Raw genomic sequence first — 17,102 nt, 5'->3', positions numbered from 1 at the left:
AATGTCCAAAAACGATCGCTCCATCGATGATCAACTTGCCGAGTTGGCAGCAGACACCGGTGAGCACCATGTGGCCGTGACGTTCACGCTCAACGAGGTGACGAGCACCGTCGTTCTTCCCTCCCGCACTTTGGCTTCGGATGCCATTCGTCACCACCTCCGTAAGACGGGCACGCACGTCGGTTGTGAACACGGCGTGTGTGGTGCGTGCACCGTGCTGCTCGACGGAAAGCCGGTTCGGTCCTGCCTCGTCCTCGCTGCCAGCCTCGAAGGTCGATCGATCACGACCGTCGAAGGCCTCGTCGAGCCGGACGGTACTTTGCATCCGGTTCAGCAGGCGTTCAAGGATTGTCACGGTCTGCAGTGCGGATTCTGCACTCCGGGATTCGTGACGACCATCGCGGCGTTTCTCGAGGAGAACCCCAATCCCACACGTGAGGAAGCAACCGACGCGATCGCGGGAAACCTTTGCCGTTGTACGGGATACCAGAACATCAGGGCGTCGGTTCTGCGCGCAGCCGAGATCAAGCGTGAACGGGCCGGGCAGTTCCCGCTCGGAATCGACGACGCGTCCACTCGGGAGGCGTTGGATCGCAAGGTGCGGGGAACGACGAATCCCGTCGGAGGACGGGCGGGTAAGGCATGAGTACTCCGGTCAAACCAGCAAAGCGCAACGGGGCGAAGCACCCCGCTTCCGATCATTCGACGGCCGATCATTCGGTTGCCGACGACGGCAAGTTCTTCGGTAAACCGATTCCGCGCGAGGAAGATACGCGTCTGCTCAGCGGTCAGGGGCGATACCTCGACGATCTGGGCCACAACGCGCTGATCGCGGCATTCGTCAGGTCGCCGCACGCTCATGCGCGAATCATCGACATCGACATCGACCAGGCGCTGGAAGTGCCTGGTGTGCATGCCATCTACACCTACGAAGATCTCCTGGCCGACACGCCGGAAATGGCGGAGAACCTGCCACTGCTCATTCCGCATCCGGGAATCATCGCTCCGCGCAACGGGTATCCCCTCGCGAAGGACGAGGTGAAGCATGTCGGCGAAGCCATCGCCATGGTGGTCGCCGACAACCGGTACATCGCCGAGGACGCTTGCGCGAAGATCGACGTCACCTACGAGGCGCTGAAGCCTGTAGTGGGGATCGACGTCGCTCGCACTGCCGCCAACGCCGTCCACGCCGACGTTCCGGACAACGTCGCCGCTCACCTGCAGCACGGGTTCGGAGATCTGGATGCCGAACTGGCCGCCGCGCCGCACCGACTGACGCTGGATCTCGAAATCGAGCGTTCGGCTTCCATGCCGATGGAGGGCAAGGGTGTCTACGCGCGCTGGGACGGCGACGAGAACACCCTCACGTTCTGGACCTCCACCCAGACCTCCACGTCCGCCCGCGCCGCAATCGCCGCGCGATTGGGGATGGCGCTGAACAAGGTTCACTGCATCGCTCCTGACGTCGGCGGTGGATTCGGCGTCAAGATCGTTCACCCGTGGCCCGAAGAAGTGATGATCACGTGGGCCGCTCGACGCCTCGGCCAGGCCGGCATCTCCTGTGAGGTGAAGTGGGTCGAGGATCGCCGTGAGCACTTCATCTCGAGCGCGCACGAGCGTGGGCAGATCCAGAAGGTCGACATCGGATTCGACGACGAGGGTCGCCTGTTGGCGTTCGACTTCACGTTCTGGCACGACAACGGTGCCTACCTGCCGTACGGGATCATCGTCATGATCAACACCGCGACGCAGGTTCTCGGGCCGTACAAGCCGAAGTCGTTCCGGGTCAACGCCTATTCGCTGTACACCAACACGGTCATCGTGACCCCGTACCGCGGCGCCGGACGTCCGCAGGCAGTGTTCGCTATGGAGCGATCCATGGACGCCATCGCCAAGTACCTGAACAAGGACAAGATCGCGGTGCGGGAGGCGAACTTCATTCGCCCTGAGGACATGCCGTACGACTTCGGCCTGATGTTCCAGGACGGACGCCCGTTGATCTACGACACGGGCGACTACCAGGCAGGCATCGACAAGCTCAAGAAGCTCATCGACTGGGACGGATTTCCCGAGTACCAGAGGAAGGCTCGCGCCGAAGGGCGGTCGGTCGGAATCGGTATCGGTGCGTACGTCGAGGGAACCGGCCCGGGACCTTACGAGGGTGCCCACGTCGTGGTCGAGACGTCCGGAAAGGTCAAGGCGGCAACAGGCTTGACGACGCAAGGCCAAGGCCATCAGACCGCGTTCGCCCAGATCGTTGCGGACGATCTCGGAGTCAAGGTCTCCGACGTCGAGATCGTCACGGGTGATACCCGCCGGTTCGGTTATGCCGTAGGCACTTTCGCCTCGCGTGGGGCGGTCATGTCGGGTTCGGCCTTCCATGTCGCGGCGCAGATGGTCGCGGAGAAGGCGAAGAAGATCGCCTCCGGAATCTTGGATCTGCCGGAAACCGAACTGGAACTCCGGGAAGGCCACGTGTGCAAGATCGGCACCGAAGCCGGTGTGGAAGGTACGTCCGTACCGCTGAGTGTTGTTGCCGTGCTGTCGAACCCGCTACGATATGCGTTCGACCGTGAGTCGAAGCTGGCCACCGGTTTCGCCAAGACCGACACGGACATGTCGAAGCCGCCGATTCCCGAGGGTGAGCAGCCCGGTCTGGAAGCAACCGGCTACTACTCGCCGCCCAGTTCCACCTTCGCTTCGGGAGTGCACGCGGCGATCGTCGAAACCGATCCCGTGACAGCCGAGATCACGGTCCGTCGTTACGTTGTCATCCACGACTGCGGAAACGTGATCAACCCCCGCATCGTCGAAGGCCAGGTCATGGGCGCCGTCGCGCAAGGTATCGGCGGCGCACTCTACGAGCGGATCGTCTACGACGAGCACGGGCAGATGCTCAACGCGTCGTACATGGACTTCTTGATGCCGTTCGTCACCGAGATGCCGGATTCGCTCGAGATGGATCACACCGTCACGCCGTCAGGGCTCAACCCACTCGGAATGAAGGGTGCCGGTGAGGCCGGTGTGATCCCCACCAGCGCCGTCATCGCGGCCGCCATCGAGGACGCCGAAGGAATCTCGATCACGTCCATGCCCATTTCACCGTCCGAACTGTTCGAACTTCGACTCGCACATGCGGGTTCGTCATCAGAGGAGAATGCATGAGAATCGCCGGCACCGCGCAGCTGACGGCACCTCGCGAAGAGGTCTACGACAAGCTCCAGGACGGTCGTGTACTGGCCGCGACCATTCCCGGTGTGCAGTCGCTCGAGCAGCTCACGGACAATCACTACAAGCTCTCCATCATGGCCGGAGTTGCGTCGATCAAGGGCGTCTACGACGGCGAGGTTGTTCTGTCGCAACAGAATCGGCCCAATTCGTTTGTCATGACGGCTTCGGGGGCTGGTGCTCCCGGCACGGTGAAGGCGGACGTCACGGTCACCTTGACGGAGAACGAGGGTGGCACGCTGCTTTCGTATGACGCCGACGCCGTGGTCGGCGGGATGGTCGGCGGCGTCGGGCAGCGCATGATCACCGGTGTAGCCAAGAAGATGGCCGGGGTGTTCTTCAAGAGCATCGACGGCGTCATTGCCAACGGCATCCCCGAGAAGGTCACTGCCGCCGTGGCCGCGGCAATACCGGCAGTGGCGGTCGAGGCGGTGCCGGTAGTTTCCGGAGCTGTCGCGGCACCGGCGATTCTTCCGGCCGCTGCACCGACAGCGGGTGGCGCCGATGCTCGCACGGTGATGGTCAGCGCCGTCGTCGGCGCAGCCATTGCTTTGTCAGGTGTTGCTATAGGCGGATTCCTGGCGCGTTCTGGTTGTCGCGAGTAGTTCACTCAGGTGTCAACAGCTGATTCACGATGAGGGAAACGCCCCGAACCGACCAGGTTCGGGGCGTTTTTCACGTCCGCGTAACCCACGGGGGCGCCGGCGAAGATCCGCTCGTGATCGTGCGCCGAACCTTGGTCCCCCGATTCGGCGAATTGTGACAAAGAATCCGCCCTTCCGAACCTGTGGAATAGCACTACACGTCAGGTACGAGCCACTCACCGGCTAGGCCGCAACCGTCGATCGGTACCAGACGAGACGAGCCAAAGATCTCAGGAGGAAGCGTGGAACCCAGGAAGATTCGGGTCGGTATCGATACCGGCGGAACGTTCACCGACATCGTGGCAGTGGACGACGAAACCGGCGCCATCGTCACCACCAAGACCCCGTCCACCCCGGCGGATCCCGCCGAGGGCTTTCTCGCCGGTATCGAGAAAGTGCTCGCCAAGCTCGGCGAGAGCGGCGACTCGATCGGTGCGGTCAGCCACGGCACGACCGTTGCGACCAACAAGCTGCTCGAAGGCAAGGTCGAGAACCTCGGCTTCATCACCACCGAAGGCTACGAGCACGTTCTCGAAATCGCTCGTCAGTCGGTGCCGGACGGCTACGGCAACTCGTACTTCTGGGTCAAGCCCGAACGCATCGTTCCTGCCGATCGTGTACGCACCGTCGGTGGACGGCTTTCCTTCGACGGCAGCGAGATTCGTCCGCTCGACGAAGAGAGCGTTCGCAGCGCAGCGCAGTTCTTCAAGGACCGCGGCATCCGGACCATCGGCGTCTGCCTCATGCACTCGTACGCCGATCCGACGCACGAGGAGCGCGTTCGCGACATCCTCTTCGAGGTCTTCCCCGATGCGACGGTGAGCATCTCGAGCCAGGTGCTTCGTGAGTACCGCGAATACGAGCGGTCCATCACCACTCTCGTGGACGCCGCGGTCAAGCCGAACATCCGAAACTACGTGAACAACATCGCGAATCGTCTGCGTGAGTTCTCGACCACCGACGGCGAACCCCGCGACATCCCGTTCTACGTCATGAAGTCCAACGGCGGTGTCCTGTCGGCCAAAGAGGTTGTTCACCAGCCTATTACGACAGTCCTGTCGGGACCGGCTGCCGGAGCTCTCGGTGCTGCGCTGATCGCCGATGCGGCCGGCGTCGAGCAGGTGTTGACCTGTGACGGCGGCGGAACGTCGACGGACGTCACCGTCGTGGTTCGCGGCGAGCCCGCGCTGACCACCGAAGGGCGAGTGGGCAACTACCCGTCGAAGATCCCGATGATCGACGTCGTGACCGTCGGCGCCGGCGGTGGCTCGATCGCGTGGATGACGCCGGAACGCACCCTCCGAGTCGGCCCTCAGTCGGCGGGCGCCGATCCCGGACCGTTGTGCTACGGCAAGGGCGGCAGCGAACCGACCATCACCGACGCGCACGTCCTGCTCGGGCGCATCCCACCCCATCTGCTCGGCGGCGAAATTCCCCTCGACACAGAACTGGCACGCAAGGGCCTCGAAGAGCTTGCAACACAGCTCAGTCTGGGCTTCGAGGAGTGTGCGGTCGGTGTCCTCGAGGTTTCGGCGTGGAACCAGGCCAACGCCCTGCGTCAGATCACGGTCAAGCGTGGCCTCGACGTTCGCGACTTCACCCTCGTGACGTTCGGCGGCTCCGGCTCCCTGCTCGCCTGCCGTCTCGTCGACATCCTGGGTCTGAAAGACGTTCTTGTCCCGCTCAATCCGGGTAACGTCTCCGCGTTCGGTCTGCTGACGGTCGATGTCCGCAACGATTACGTCCAGACGCATGTCAGTCGTCACGACCGGTTGAAGGCTGAAGACCTGCAGAGCCAGTTCGACGCGTTGGCCGGCGAAGCCGAGATCGCGCTCGCCGAAGAGGGTTTCGACGAGACGCAGCGCAAGTACTCCCGTACTGCGGATCTGCGTTACCTCGGTCAGGCCTTCGAGGTACGCGTCCCGGTGGCGGAAGGTACCGTCACGGCGCAGATCATGGACGACGCGGCCGAGGCGTTCCATCAGGCGCACCGCGAACTGTACGGCTACGACTTCCGGGGAGACCCGTCGCAGCACGTGGAATGGGTCAACCTGCGCGTGAGCGGCATCGGCCCGATCAAGCGTCCGACGCTCAAGGAGATCCCCGCCGGCACTGGCGCCGACACCGCCCGAACAGGTTCGCGGCAATCGTATTTCGACAGCTGGGTCGAAACTGCTACCTACGACCGCACGCTGCTCGGTGCGGGTGACGTCATCGAAGGACCGGCCGTGATCGAGGAGTTCAGCTCGACTGTCCCGATCCACCCCGGATTCTCGGCACGTATCGACACCTTCGGGAACATTCGTATCTCGAAGTCTTCCGACTCGAACGGAGTGAAGTGATGACCGCCATTCTCGATGCTGCTGCTGCCACCGCGGCCAAGCCGTACCGACTCACCGCTACCGACGGCGCGTCACCTGATCCGATTTTGGTCGAGATCGTCGCCGGTTACCTCGCCAGCGTGGAAATGGAGGTCGAGACCTCCATTTCGCGCACCTCGCGTTCGCCGATGATCCGTGACGCTCACGACTTCCGCGCGGGTATTCACGACCGGAACCTCCGCAAGCTCACGGGCCGTTCGTATTCCGCCCTGGTTCATCCGATCGCCCGGGACTTCCCACTCGAGACGATGAAGCCGGGAGACGTGTACTTCCACAACGACGTCTACCTGTCCGAAGGTGGCATCGGCCATCTCCCCGACCTCTGCGTCACGGTGCCTGTCTTCGCCCGCGTCACTCCCGATGCCGAGCCGAAGGTTGTTGCGTTCGTTCAGGCATTCGGTCACCACGACGACATCGGCGGTTGCTGCCCCGGCTCCATGCCGTCCGGCGCCACCACGGTGTACGAAGAGGGTTTGATGGTTCCGCCGATCAAACTGTGGGACCAGGGAGTTCCCAACGAGGCGGCGCTGCGCATCATGACGCGTAACTCCCGCATGCCGGACGCTCTCGCAGCTGACCTCGACGCCGAGTGCTCGGCGTGCCTGATGGGTGCGCGTCGACTCACCGAATTGTTCGAGCGCTACGGCGTCGACACCGTCGAGTCGTGCTTCGACGCGATGATGGACGCGACCACCGAGACGTACCGCCGCGAGATCCTGAGCAAGATCCCGGTCGGTGAGTACACGTGGGAGGACTACGCCGAGCACGACGGCGTCGACGAGCCGATGCTCCACATCCAGCGCATCACGCTCACGAAGACGCGGCCGGAGGACGAGGGCGGCGAGCGACTCATCCTGGACTTCAACGGAACCGGACCGCAGGCAAAGGGCCCGATCAACCACTGCGGTGACTACGCGGACGGAAACTTCCTCATCAAGTGGTTGGCCCCGATTCTGCGTAACCTCGCGGACACCCCGGAGCGCATGGCCGAACTGGATGTCAACGAGGGCGTCGTACCGCTGATCGAGATGAAGTTCCCCGAGAAGGGAACATTGATCACCCCGATCTTCCCTGCCCCCACCAACGCTCGCACGTTCGTCATCCTCCGTCTTCTCGGAGTGCTGGCCGGCGTCGTCGCCAAGGCTGTGGACGGCAACATGCCCGCCGATCAGGAGACCATCAGGTACACCGGTGTTTACGGTGAGGACTTCGAGGGTCACTCGTACCTCATGCGTGAGGTGCTCGGCGGCGGTTCGGGCGGACGCTATTATGCCGACGGTGAGGACACGATTCACGTCGTTCCCGATTCACGGAACCTGCCGACCGAATTCACCGAGAGCCGTTTCCCCTTCATCGTCGAGAAGCTCGGTCTGGCCATGGATTCCGGCGGAGCCGGACGCTACCGCGGCGGCCTGGGATACGAGAAGCACATCCGGATGCTCAAGGATGCGCACTTCATGTCCATTGCGGATCGTTCGATCCTCGCCTGCTGGGGAGTCAAGGGCGGCAAGGCCGGTCGGCCGTTCTCCGTGGTCCTGGATCCGGGTGGACCGAACGAGCGTGAGTTCGACGCGCTGACCGATGCCGAGCCGATCAAGGCCGGCGAGGTCGTACGGATTCGCACCACCGGTGGTGGCGGTTGGGGAGATCCACTGGAGCGCCCGATCGAGGAGGTCTTGCGAGACATTCAGTGGCGCAAGGTTTCCGTGGAGGGTGCACGCGACGACTACGGTGTTGTCGTGATCGAGGGTGACGAGCCGTCGGTCGACGAGGCTGCTACCACGGAGCTACGGGATCAGTTGCGCTCGGAGCGCGGTGAGAACGAACCCTTCTTCGATCGGGGTCCGGGCTACGCGCAGCTTTCCGGTGGCGCCACCTCAGCGGTCTACGACTACGTCTAGGACGGAAAACTCTCATGGAGAACGGAATTGCTCGCGGCGCCGACATCGCGGTGATCGGCGCCGCGGGTAAGACCGGTGAGGCAGTCGTCGCTGCACTGCCGCAGAGCGTGACAGCTCGGCGACTGGTGCGAAAGGCGCGTGTCGACGGGGACTTCGAGGTAGAACTCGAAACGGGAAGAGGGCTGCGCAAGGCCCTCGCCGGGTGCCGAGGGGTGTACTTCATTGCTCCGAACGTCCATCCCGACGAGCCGGCACTACTTCGCAATGCGCTGACGGCAGCGGCTTCGGCGGGGGTGGAACACTTTGTCTATCACTCCGTGGCGTGGCCGTTCAGCCCGCCAATGCCGCATCACCTGGACAAAGCCAGGTGTGAGGACGAACTGCATCGTTCTCCCTTGAAATGGACTGTGCTGCAACCATGTGCGTACGCGCAGAATTTCGAAGCGGTACTCACGGGTCGGTCAGAGACCATCGTCGTGCCGTACAGCGCGGACACGAGGTTTTCGTTCGTGAGTCTGGCGGACGTGGCAGCTGTTGCCGCGGTCGTCCTGAGCGAGGGCCCGGGCGAGCATCACGGAGCGACGTACGAGGTGGGGGGCCCTGAAGCTCTGAGCGTCATGGAGGTGGCACAGATGGTGGAGAAGCAGACGTCACGTACCGTCGCGATAGAACAGATCAGCGTGGATCAATGGCGTGAACAGAGCGGCAGCGGCCTGGACGTCAACGCCAGCTCACGATTGGCGGCGATGTTCGAGTTCTACAACCACCACGACTTCCTTGCGGGCAGTGCTGCCGTGGAACTGCTTCTGGGTCGCCGACCGATGGGCGTCGAGAGCCTGATTCGGTGAGGCTTGCTACGCAATGCCTCCTGCCGCCCAGACAACCAGTGGGGGCAGGGCGGCGAGGATCAGGCAGACCGTTCCGTTGAGCCACTTGTGTTCCACCGTGACGGCGGCGAACTCGCGCAGAATAGCGCTCGGCAGGTAGTACCGGGCGGTGTGGGAACCGATGACTTCTGCGTCCAGATCGAGGCTTCGGGCAAACGTTGCGGTTCGGAGTATATGGAAGTTGCTGGTGACCAGAACCATTCGAGGCTTCGTGGTGTCGGCGCGGAGAAGGTCCCTGGTGTACTCGAGATTCTCGAGCGTGGTGGTCGAACGGTCCTCTAGCATCACGTTCTCGCGCGGGATCCCGTGATCGACGAGGTAGACGCACATTGCCTCAGCCTCGCTGACCACCTCGTCCGATCCCTTCCCGCCGCTGACGACCAACAGCGGTGAACGTCCTTCGCGGACCTCGGCGCGGAAGACGTCCGCGGCCTTGTCCAGACGGCTGGCCAGCAGGGGCGTCACGTCGGCACCCGAAAGCCCGGCGCCGTGCACCACTATCGCGTCCATCCCGGGCTGGTACTTCTGGCGTCCGTACACGTAGGAGTAGAGCAGAAAGCTCGTGAACAGAAACCCCAGGTACGACGCGACCAGGCTGAACGATCCGAGAACGACTGCGAGCCAATATCTCTGCGTCAGCAACGCTGATGCGAGCAGTACGTAGGGAACGAGCAGTCCGAGTCCGGCGACGAGGGAGAGCAGGTTCGCCACGCTGAATCCCTCGCGCCGCAGCATCGTGACCCCGTTGACGATCAGGAATCCTGCAAGCAGGAGCACCAGCAACGGCGAGAGCAGAGCGATCGTCGCGATGACGAACGACGGGATCTCGGTCCCCGGTGCACCCGACTGCAGCATCCACAGACCGGTGAAGATCACTCCGAGAAGTAGATAGACGCCGTTGCTCAGCCTCCGCCGATCCTGCCTGAACCGGTAGCCGCAGAATCCGAGCAGCGCGAGGCCGATGAGGAGAAGGATCACGGAGCCAGACTAGGCGAGGTGCCCACTACACGGGCGCCACCGTTTTGGACTGCTGGATTGCGGACAGCACCCTGGTACGGCACTCGATGAACAGTGGGTCCGCCTTGGTGGTCAGTTGATCTCGAGCTCCGGTCAACGGGACGTCGACGATGTCCTGCATCAATGCCGGCGTTCCGCCGAGTACGACCACTCGATCGGACAGGTACACCGACTCGTCGACGTCGTGGGTGACCAGGAGGACGGTGATACCAAGATCACGTTGAAGCGTCAGCAGCAGGTCTTCGAGTTCCGCGCGGGTCTGCGCATCGACCGACGCGAAGGGTTCGTCCATGAGGAGTACCTGCGGCCGATAGGCGAGAGCGCGAGCTATCGCTACTCTCTGCTGCATTCCGCCGGACAACTGCCAGGGGTAGGAACGCGCAGCGCCGCCTAGACCGACAACGGCGAGTGCATCGGTAACCCTCTCGTTCTGAATCTTCCGCGCCAGACTGTTGCCCCGCAGCGGCAGGCGAACGTTCTCGCCCACTCGAAGCCACGGCATCAGTGTGCGTCCGTAGTCCTGTGACACGAGAGCCAGAGTGGCCGGCGGTGCATCGATCGCGATCCCGGCGATGTGGACCTCACCGGTGGTCGGCTTCTGCAGACCGGCGATGCAACGAATCAGCGTGCTTTTGCCGATGCCGGAATGGCCGACGATGCAGACGATTTCTCCCGGTGCGACCGTAAGGTCGATCCCGCGGAGCACTTCGCGGCCGGTGGGGCCGCCATAGGTCACCCCGAGGCCGTTCAGTTCGACTGCGGGTATCGATGCCGCAGATTCTGTGGATGACATCAGTTTCCTTTCACTGCGAGAGCGTCGTGGGTCCGCGGCTGCCATCTGAGCAACCATCGTTCGATCACGCCGTATCCGAGGTTGAGCACGTATCCGATGATTCCCAGCAGGAGAATTCCGGACCACATGTCCGCGATGGCGAATGTCTGTTGCGCGACGATCACGAAGTGACCGATTCCTGCAGTGGAGACATACATTTCGCTGCCGACCATGATGACGACACCGATCGCGAGACTGGTACGGATGCCGACTGTTATCTGCGGCATCGCTCCGGGGAGGAGTACCTGCGTCACCAGGAGGGGTGTACGGATCCGGTAGCTGCGCGCCACCAATCGGATACTCGGGTCGATGGAGCGAATGCCGTCGAGGGTGTTGAGGAGTATCGGCCAGACCGCGCCGAAGGCGATGGCGGCAACGTTACCCGTCGAACCGGTTCCGAAAACGATGAAGAGGGCGGGCAATACGGCCAGCGCCGGAATGGCGCGGAAGAACTGGAGAAACGGATCGGCAATATCGGCAGCCAGCGGGAACAGTGCCAGCAGGAGACCGGCGCCGATGCCGACCACCAGTGCCACGGCAAGACCGAAGGCAAGGTTGGTCAAGCTCGGTACGACGTCGTGGGCGAATCCCGGACCGAACCAGTTGTCCACAAACGCTTTCCAGATACGCGACAGTGGCGGGAAGTAGGGCGACTTGCTCGACTCCGAACCGAAGTACCATACGACGACGATCAAGATCGGCAGCCACAACTCCCACGCGAGGAGTCGAAGTCCTGACATCATCTTCACGTCGTCATCCTCCTCGGGATGTAATGCCAAGCAAGTAAACGATTCTCGATCGCCATCACGGCGAAGGCGAGCAGCATTCCGAGTAGTGCGGCGACGATGATCAGTGCGAACATTCGATCGGGGACGGATTGGCTCAGCAGGATCTCCTTACCGAGTCCCGGCACGCCCGCGATCAATTCTGCACCGATGGTCAGCAGCAAGCTCAGTGTTGCCGAGATGCGAATCCCGGTGAAGATGTAGGGCATCGACGCCGGTGCGACGACGAGAGCGAGTCTGCGCCACAGCGGAAGTCGGAAGGAGCGTGCGGTCGCCAGCAGTTCCGGGTCGACGTTGCGCACACCGTGAATCGTCTGGAGCAGAATCGGCCACACACTTACTGCCACGATCAGTGCCACCGCCATCCGTTGCGTCGGGCCCATGATCAGCAGAAAGAGCGGAATGATTGCGAGCGGCGGAACGGTTCGGCAGAAGTCGATGACGAAACGGGAGGAGACCGTCAGGAACGGGTGCGCGGCGAGCAGCAGTCCTGCCGGGATTCCGATCACCAGGCACAGAGCCAATCCGATCGCCGTGGTGGTCACCGTTTGTCCCAGTGATGTCCACAACGGGGACGTGCCGAGTTCGTTCACAAGGGCCACTGCCACGTCGCTGAACTTCGGAATACCTTTGACGTCCTCGTCGCCGAGCATTCCGAAGATCTGCCAGGCGGCTGCCAACGCGAAGAGCGTCAGCAGCCGACCGAGCAGAACCTGCCTGCGGCGAGTCTGCAGGGTTGTCAAGGCGGACAACTCAGTTGGCCGGGGTCAGCAAGGAATCGGCCTCGACCGAATCCGTCAGTACCCCGTACTTGACCAGCAGTTCGATCTCCGTGCCGAGAGCACCCGGTTCCACTACTGCGACGAACTGAGGATTCTTGCTGTTGGCCAGCATTTCGAGCGGAATCTTGGCTTGTGTCGAGAGTGCAGCCTTGACGGCGCCCGGATTCTGATTGGCGTAGTCGACGGATTTGGCAAGCGCCGTGCGGAATTTGGCGAGTGAGTCCGGGTTCGCGTCGACAAACGATTCCGAAGCGACCAGCGAGGTCCCTGGCACACCGGGCGCGGCCAAGGGGAAGGGGTGGCCGAGGATCTTCAGCCCCGAGTCGGTTGCTTTGCTCAGGAACGGATCGATGAGGAATGCCGCATCGGCTCCGCCAGTGGAAACAAGGTCGCCGAGGTTGGGCATGGGCGCCTGAATGAACGAGATCTTGTCCGCTGCTCCACCGGACTTCTCCACCGCAGCAGAGATGACTGCCTCGCTGACGGACTTCAATCCGCTGATCGCAACGGTTTTGCCTTCGAGGTCACGGAAGCCGCTGATGGAACTGTCTTTGGCGACGACGAGGCCGGACTGGTCGACGTCGTCACTCGCGGCAAAATTCGTGAGTCCTCCGACGATGGTGACGGGCATGTTCTGGCTGCGTGCCTGAATTGCGGCGGCGGCGGTCGTGGCTGCCATATCTGCATTTCCGCTGAGCAGCAACGGAATTTGAGCCGAGGAACTAGCACCGCCCTCGACGAGTTGGATGTCGAGTCCTTCGTCGGTGAAGTATCCCTGCTCCATTCCGAGCCAGATCGGTGCGAAGTCTGCGATCGGCTGAGGTGCGATTCGAATCGTGGTGGTCTGGGTGCCCCCGTCGTCGGAGGCCGTGGCGTCGCTCGAGCAGCCGGTCAGTGCCAATGCTGCGGTCGCGACCGCAGCTAGGGCAACAACTCTGAACCGTGGTGTCGACCGAAGGGTATGTCCAACCGTCATGTCCGAAAGCCTCTCGCTGGGAAAGATATGACTTCCTTGCCGGTAATCCGGTGGGAAGGTGAAGACGCTCAAAGAATTCCGTACGCCGGAACGATTGTTGTGACTATAGTAATTTCCAAGACGAATGCCAAGGGTTTTCCAAGAACACGAGATTTCGGATCGCCGGGTACATCCACGGCACCGGGAGGGGATCGGATGACGAAGGGTTCTGCGTCCGCCGTCGACAAAGCGCTGGATCTACTCGAGGCCATCGCGCGCTCGACCACGCCGATGAAGCTCAGCGAACTGGCAGAAGAAGTCGGGATGCTCCGCCCGACTGCGCACCGAGTGCTCGGAGAACTCGCGAACCGTGGTTGGGTCTTCCGCTACGACGGTCGCTATCTCCCCGGCCCGGCTGCACTGCAGGTTTCCCACGAAGCGGCAGCGCACTCGTTGGCGGCCTTGTGCGATCCGACCATGCGGGTGCTGTCCGAGAGCACCGACATGATGGTGAATCTGCAGGTTCTCGAGAGCGGCGGAACGCGGATCATCGCGGCGCTGCGTCCCGAGAGACTCAAGATGATCACTCGGATGCTCGGGGATCTGCTTCCGCCGCACCGGTTCGCGGGTCCGCTCGCGTTGGTCGCGGCACTCGAGGACAACACCCGGGCGCCCTACCTGGCGATGGTGGAGAAGAGCGGCTATCCACTGGAAGGCCCCACCGGCTTTCTCGCCGACATAGCCGAGACGCAGAAAACCGGATTCGCCGTTGTACACAAACGATCTCAGGACATCATCGGTTCGGTCTCGCGTGCAGTGTCTTCCCGCAAGGGATCTCCGCTCTGCGCGTTGACGGTGATCGGGTTCGATACCGACTTCGATGCGAAAACGACGCGAATGGTCGAAGAACACCTGCTGCGGGCCACCGATGAAGTGCAGCAACTCCTCACTGACCACACTTCGGGCAAGCGCCCGTCCGACACAGGAGAAGAAGGATGATTTCACGGACCGAGGGCTTCATCACCGTCGCAGACGGCGAACGGGTCTGGTACGAGACTGCCGGCGAAGGCCCGGATCTGATTCTCACGCACGGTCTCGGCGGCAACGCCGCGGTCTGGTACCAACAGGTACCGTACTTCGCTCAGCATTATCGGGTAATCAGCTGGGATCAGCGAGGATTCGGCCGGTCCACCAACGAAAAGGGCAACCACGGCCCGGTAGCGGCAGTCTCGGATCTGATCGAAATCATGAACCTGTTGGAGGTCGATCGAGCGCACGTGGTCGGCCAGTCGATGGGCGGTTGGGCCGCATTGGGGACCGCGATCGCTGTTCCGGAGCGGGTGGAGTCGGTAGTCCTGGCCTGCACGACCGGCGGCATTCCCGTCGGATTCGGTCCGGACAGCGCACCTCCCCTCACCGCGGCGCCCGTCACGGCGCGGCCATTGGGGGAACACCCCGCTGTGGGCGGACGGTTGCCGAGCTTGGACATGGCGAGGGCATACCTGTACCAAGCTCTCGGCACCTTCGGTCATCGCCCACCTGACACCGAGTTCTTCCGAATTCTCAAGGCCCACAACTACTCGCCGAGCGATCTTGCCGCGGTGACGGCGCCGGTTCTGCTGATCGCGGGTGAGCTGGACGATTTGATGACACCCGAGCGGATTCGCAGCGCCGCCGAGTTCCTGCCCCACGCCGAAGTGGTCGAACTTGCCGACCGCGGCCACTCCCCCTACTTCGAGGACCCACACGCGTGGAACGAGTTGGTGGCGCACTTCCTGGCCGATGTTCGTGCCCGCCCAGTGCGCTGAAACACCAACTCGTCACGCATATTCCAACTCCGAGGAGATCTAATGGATTCATCTCAGACCGTCGAGTTCATCCCACCCGCTTTCGATACGCCGTTCTCCACCGGAGTGCGCGTCGGAGACGTTCTGTATCTGTCGGGTCAGATCGGCATGCTCCCGGACGGGACTTTGGCCGACGGCTTCGAAGCGCAGGCTCGACAGACCATGGAGAACATCGTGGCTTCGCTGATCGCTTACGGTTCCGGCGTCGAAGCAATCTTCAAATGCACTGTCATGCTTGACGACATGTCTCGTTGGCAGGAGTTCAACAAGGTCTACCTCGAGTACTTCCCGGCGTCGAGACTGCCGGCCCGCAGTGCGTTCGGAACAGACGGACTGGCGCTGGGTGCGCACATGGAAGTCGAATGCATGGCCTACACACCGCGGGTCTGACTGCTCGCGGGCACTAACCGTCCCAATCCACACGTTCAGCCAGGCGCAGCAATGTGCGTCGGCGCGTAGTGCTGGTTTCGCCGATGTGCGCGATCCGGCCGTAGATGTGGGCGCGGAAGTTCTCGATACCGTCCCGATTCTGTTCCTGCGCAGAAGTACTGGCGGCATTGTGCAGCAGGGCACGCAAGCGATCGTAGTCGTCACGCGGATACGACGGTTGGTCGTTGATCACCAATCCGGTGAGGTGTTGGCGTCGATGAGGGCGCATCACCTTGGTCTTTCGTGGATGGATGGCAAACCCTTCGTCCCTGGCGATCTGCTCGACCGTCCAGAGGAGGGTTCCGACGTCGGCTACTTCAATTCCGGAGAACGCGAGGTCGTCGGCGTATCGGGTGTAGGTGAGCCAGTTCGCTTGTGCGAGTCCACTCAAGCGGATGTCGAGTTTGCGTGCGACGAGATTCGCCAGTGCCGGCGAAGTTGGCGCGCCTTGCGGAAGATGCGCGGTGCGTAGCTGTGATGCCTGTGCATACGGTAGTCCGCGCAGGGTATCGGCAGGTGTTGCAACAGTGCACAATCCGGTGAGAACTCCTGCCACTGCGGGTGGATAGCCGAGGGCTGTGAAGACGGCGTGAACGCGGCTGCCGCTGATCGAGGGGAAGAACTGCGCGAGGTCCACACCGATCACGATTTCCGACTGTGCGTGCGGCGCTGCAAAAGTCAGAGGGCTTCGACCACGGACGAATCCGTGTGCCGCGTCGTGTGGGGGCACCAGGTCGAGTATGCGGCGCAGAATCTTGCGCTGAATTTCGCGCAATCGAGATTTCGGTACCTCGAGGAGGCGAGCGCCGGTCTTCTTGCTGATCTGCATGGGCCGGTAGTGGCGTAGCGGTAGGGGTTTCGTGCGGAGCCATTCCCCTCGGTCGGCAAACCACTCGAGTTCGGAGATCGTCAGATCCAGTGAACGAGCCAGGTCCACACTGGTGTTGTAGCGGGGAACGTCGAACCGCCACACCGAAGATTCATTGGTGTCCAGTGAGAGAGGAACAGGCCGCAGGCGAGGTAGTTCGCGAAGCAATCGGTACAGCGTTTGCGGTTCGAACGGTGGGGCGGGCATGAGGTCGAGAACGCGCACGGCCAGGAGCGTCGGGGAAACGCCGAAGACGGTTCCGAATGCCTCCTCGAGGCCGCTGAGGGTCCACGGAGCATCAGCAGCCGCAACGGCCAGACGACGCGCCAACTCGGGATCGAGCTCGAAGTCACGCATGATTCGACCCCGGGATGCGACGGGGCGGGGTGACCAAATCCTTTGTCCGGTGCGGCGGCAAGCACGCGGAGCGTGCCGAACGCCGGTGGACGCAGTATCCAATTCTTCTGGCCGACCCAGGGGTTACCCCTGAGACTGGTCGCGTGGACCAACTCTCACCCACGCGCCGCCGCATCCCTTCACAATGGC

General features: G+C 62.6%; 15 protein-coding genes. 9 read left to right on the top strand and 6 right to left on the bottom strand.

The window, feature by feature from the left end; translation table 11 throughout:
• Position 1: 1 nt before the first annotated feature.
• The 6 genes from ACKAMS_RS10990 to ACKAMS_RS10965 all read left to right on the top strand — a co-directional run bounded on the left by ACKAMS_RS10990 (position 2) and on the right by ACKAMS_RS10965 (position 9,002).
• A complete protein-coding gene (locus tag ACKAMS_RS10990; protein WP_029256750.1) occupies positions 2-646 on the top strand; it encodes a (2Fe-2S)-binding protein in 645 nt (214 codons plus the stop codon).
• Complete coding sequence (cutA, locus tag ACKAMS_RS10985) at positions 643-3,165, top strand: aerobic carbon-monoxide dehydrogenase large subunit (protein WP_019746089.1); 2,523 nt, start codon at positions 643-645, stop codon at positions 3,163-3,165. Before ACKAMS_RS10990 ends, cutA begins: the two co-directional genes overlap by 4 nt.
• Positions 3,162-3,833 carry an SRPBCC family protein gene (locus ACKAMS_RS10980; RefSeq protein ID WP_408989030.1) on the top strand — a complete coding sequence of 224 codons (672 nt, stop codon included), beginning with the start codon at positions 3,162-3,164 and terminating at the stop codon, positions 3,831-3,833. The genes cutA and ACKAMS_RS10980 overlap by 4 nt, the downstream gene beginning before the upstream one ends.
• Before the next feature lie 281 nt (positions 3,834-4,114).
• The gene (locus ACKAMS_RS10975; protein WP_019746087.1) at positions 4,115-6,214 is read left to right on the top strand and encodes a hydantoinase/oxoprolinase family protein; all 2,100 of its coding nucleotides are present in this window, start codon (positions 4,115-4,117) and stop codon (positions 6,212-6,214) included.
• On the top strand, positions 6,214-8,154 hold the full coding sequence (locus ACKAMS_RS10970; protein ID WP_003946069.1) for a hydantoinase B/oxoprolinase family protein: 1,941 nt from the start codon (positions 6,214-6,216) through the stop codon (positions 8,152-8,154). Before ACKAMS_RS10975 ends, ACKAMS_RS10970 begins: the two co-directional genes overlap by 1 nt.
• A 14-nt stretch (positions 8,155-8,168) precedes the next feature.
• The gene (locus tag ACKAMS_RS10965; protein ID WP_408989029.1) at positions 8,169-9,002 is read left to right on the top strand and encodes an NmrA family NAD(P)-binding protein; all 834 of its coding nucleotides are present in this window, start codon (positions 8,169-8,171) and stop codon (positions 9,000-9,002) included.
• Positions 9,003-9,008: 6 nt separating this feature from the next.
• On the opposite strand, the gene ACKAMS_RS10960 is transcribed toward ACKAMS_RS10965, so the two are convergent.
• Genes ACKAMS_RS10960 through ACKAMS_RS10940 form a run of 5 tightly spaced genes read right to left on the bottom strand, consistent with a single transcriptional unit; the run spans position 9,009 to position 13,433 of the window.
• The gene (locus ACKAMS_RS10960; protein WP_019746084.1) at positions 9,009-10,019 is read right to left on the bottom strand and encodes a YdcF family protein; all 1,011 of its coding nucleotides are present in this window, start codon (positions 10,017-10,019) and stop codon (positions 9,009-9,011) included.
• A gap of 25 nt (positions 10,020-10,044) precedes the next feature.
• Positions 10,045-10,851 (bottom strand): ABC transporter ATP-binding protein, encoded by an 807-nt coding sequence (locus tag ACKAMS_RS10955; protein WP_408989028.1) that lies wholly within the window; start codon positions 10,849-10,851, stop codon positions 10,045-10,047.
• The gene (locus ACKAMS_RS10950; protein ID WP_202022878.1) at positions 10,851-11,633 is read right to left on the bottom strand and encodes an ABC transporter permease; all 783 of its coding nucleotides are present in this window, start codon (positions 11,631-11,633) and stop codon (positions 10,851-10,853) included. Before ACKAMS_RS10950 ends, ACKAMS_RS10955 begins: the two co-directional genes overlap by 1 nt.
• 2 nt (positions 11,634-11,635) lie before the next feature.
• The gene (locus tag ACKAMS_RS10945; RefSeq protein ID WP_408989027.1) at positions 11,636-12,418 is read right to left on the bottom strand and encodes an ABC transporter permease; all 783 of its coding nucleotides are present in this window, start codon (positions 12,416-12,418) and stop codon (positions 11,636-11,638) included.
• A gap of 10 nt (positions 12,419-12,428) precedes the next feature.
• The gene (locus ACKAMS_RS10940) at positions 12,429-13,433 is read right to left on the bottom strand and encodes an ABC transporter substrate-binding protein (RefSeq protein ID WP_279163329.1); all 1,005 of its coding nucleotides are present in this window, start codon (positions 13,431-13,433) and stop codon (positions 12,429-12,431) included.
• Between the two features lie 195 nt (positions 13,434-13,628).
• Between ACKAMS_RS10940 and ACKAMS_RS10935 the strand changes: the two genes are divergently transcribed.
• From ACKAMS_RS10935 to ACKAMS_RS10925, 3 genes are read left to right on the top strand one after another with little or no spacing between them, the layout of a single operon-like run.
• On the top strand, positions 13,629-14,411 hold the full coding sequence (locus tag ACKAMS_RS10935; RefSeq protein ID WP_019746079.1) for an IclR family transcriptional regulator: 783 nt from the start codon (positions 13,629-13,631) through the stop codon (positions 14,409-14,411).
• Positions 14,408-15,220: an alpha/beta fold hydrolase gene (locus ACKAMS_RS10930; protein ID WP_060939382.1), complete on the top strand. Its 813-nt coding sequence runs from the start codon at positions 14,408-14,410 to the stop codon at positions 15,218-15,220. The genes ACKAMS_RS10935 and ACKAMS_RS10930 overlap by 4 nt, the downstream gene beginning before the upstream one ends.
• Positions 15,221-15,262: 42 nt before the next feature.
• A complete protein-coding gene (locus ACKAMS_RS10925; protein WP_003946047.1) occupies positions 15,263-15,649 on the top strand; it encodes a RidA family protein in 387 nt (128 codons plus the stop codon).
• 13 nt (positions 15,650-15,662) lie between these two features.
• Here ACKAMS_RS10925 and ACKAMS_RS10920 read toward each other — a convergent pair whose 3' ends face one another.
• Positions 15,663-16,913 carry a reverse transcriptase family protein gene (locus ACKAMS_RS10920; protein ID WP_408989026.1) on the bottom strand — a complete coding sequence of 417 codons (1,251 nt, stop codon included), beginning with the start codon at positions 16,911-16,913 and terminating at the stop codon, positions 15,663-15,665.
• Positions 16,914-17,102: the final 189 nt, after the last annotated feature.

This window comes from Rhodococcus sp. 5A-K4, from assembly GCF_046097995.1.
GTDB classification, from domain to species: domain Bacteria; phylum Actinomycetota; class Actinomycetes; order Mycobacteriales; family Mycobacteriaceae; genus Rhodococcus_F; species Rhodococcus_F erythropolis.
The sequence above is the reverse complement of the archived record's forward strand: the minus strand, read 5'-3'. Positions and strand labels throughout refer to the sequence as shown.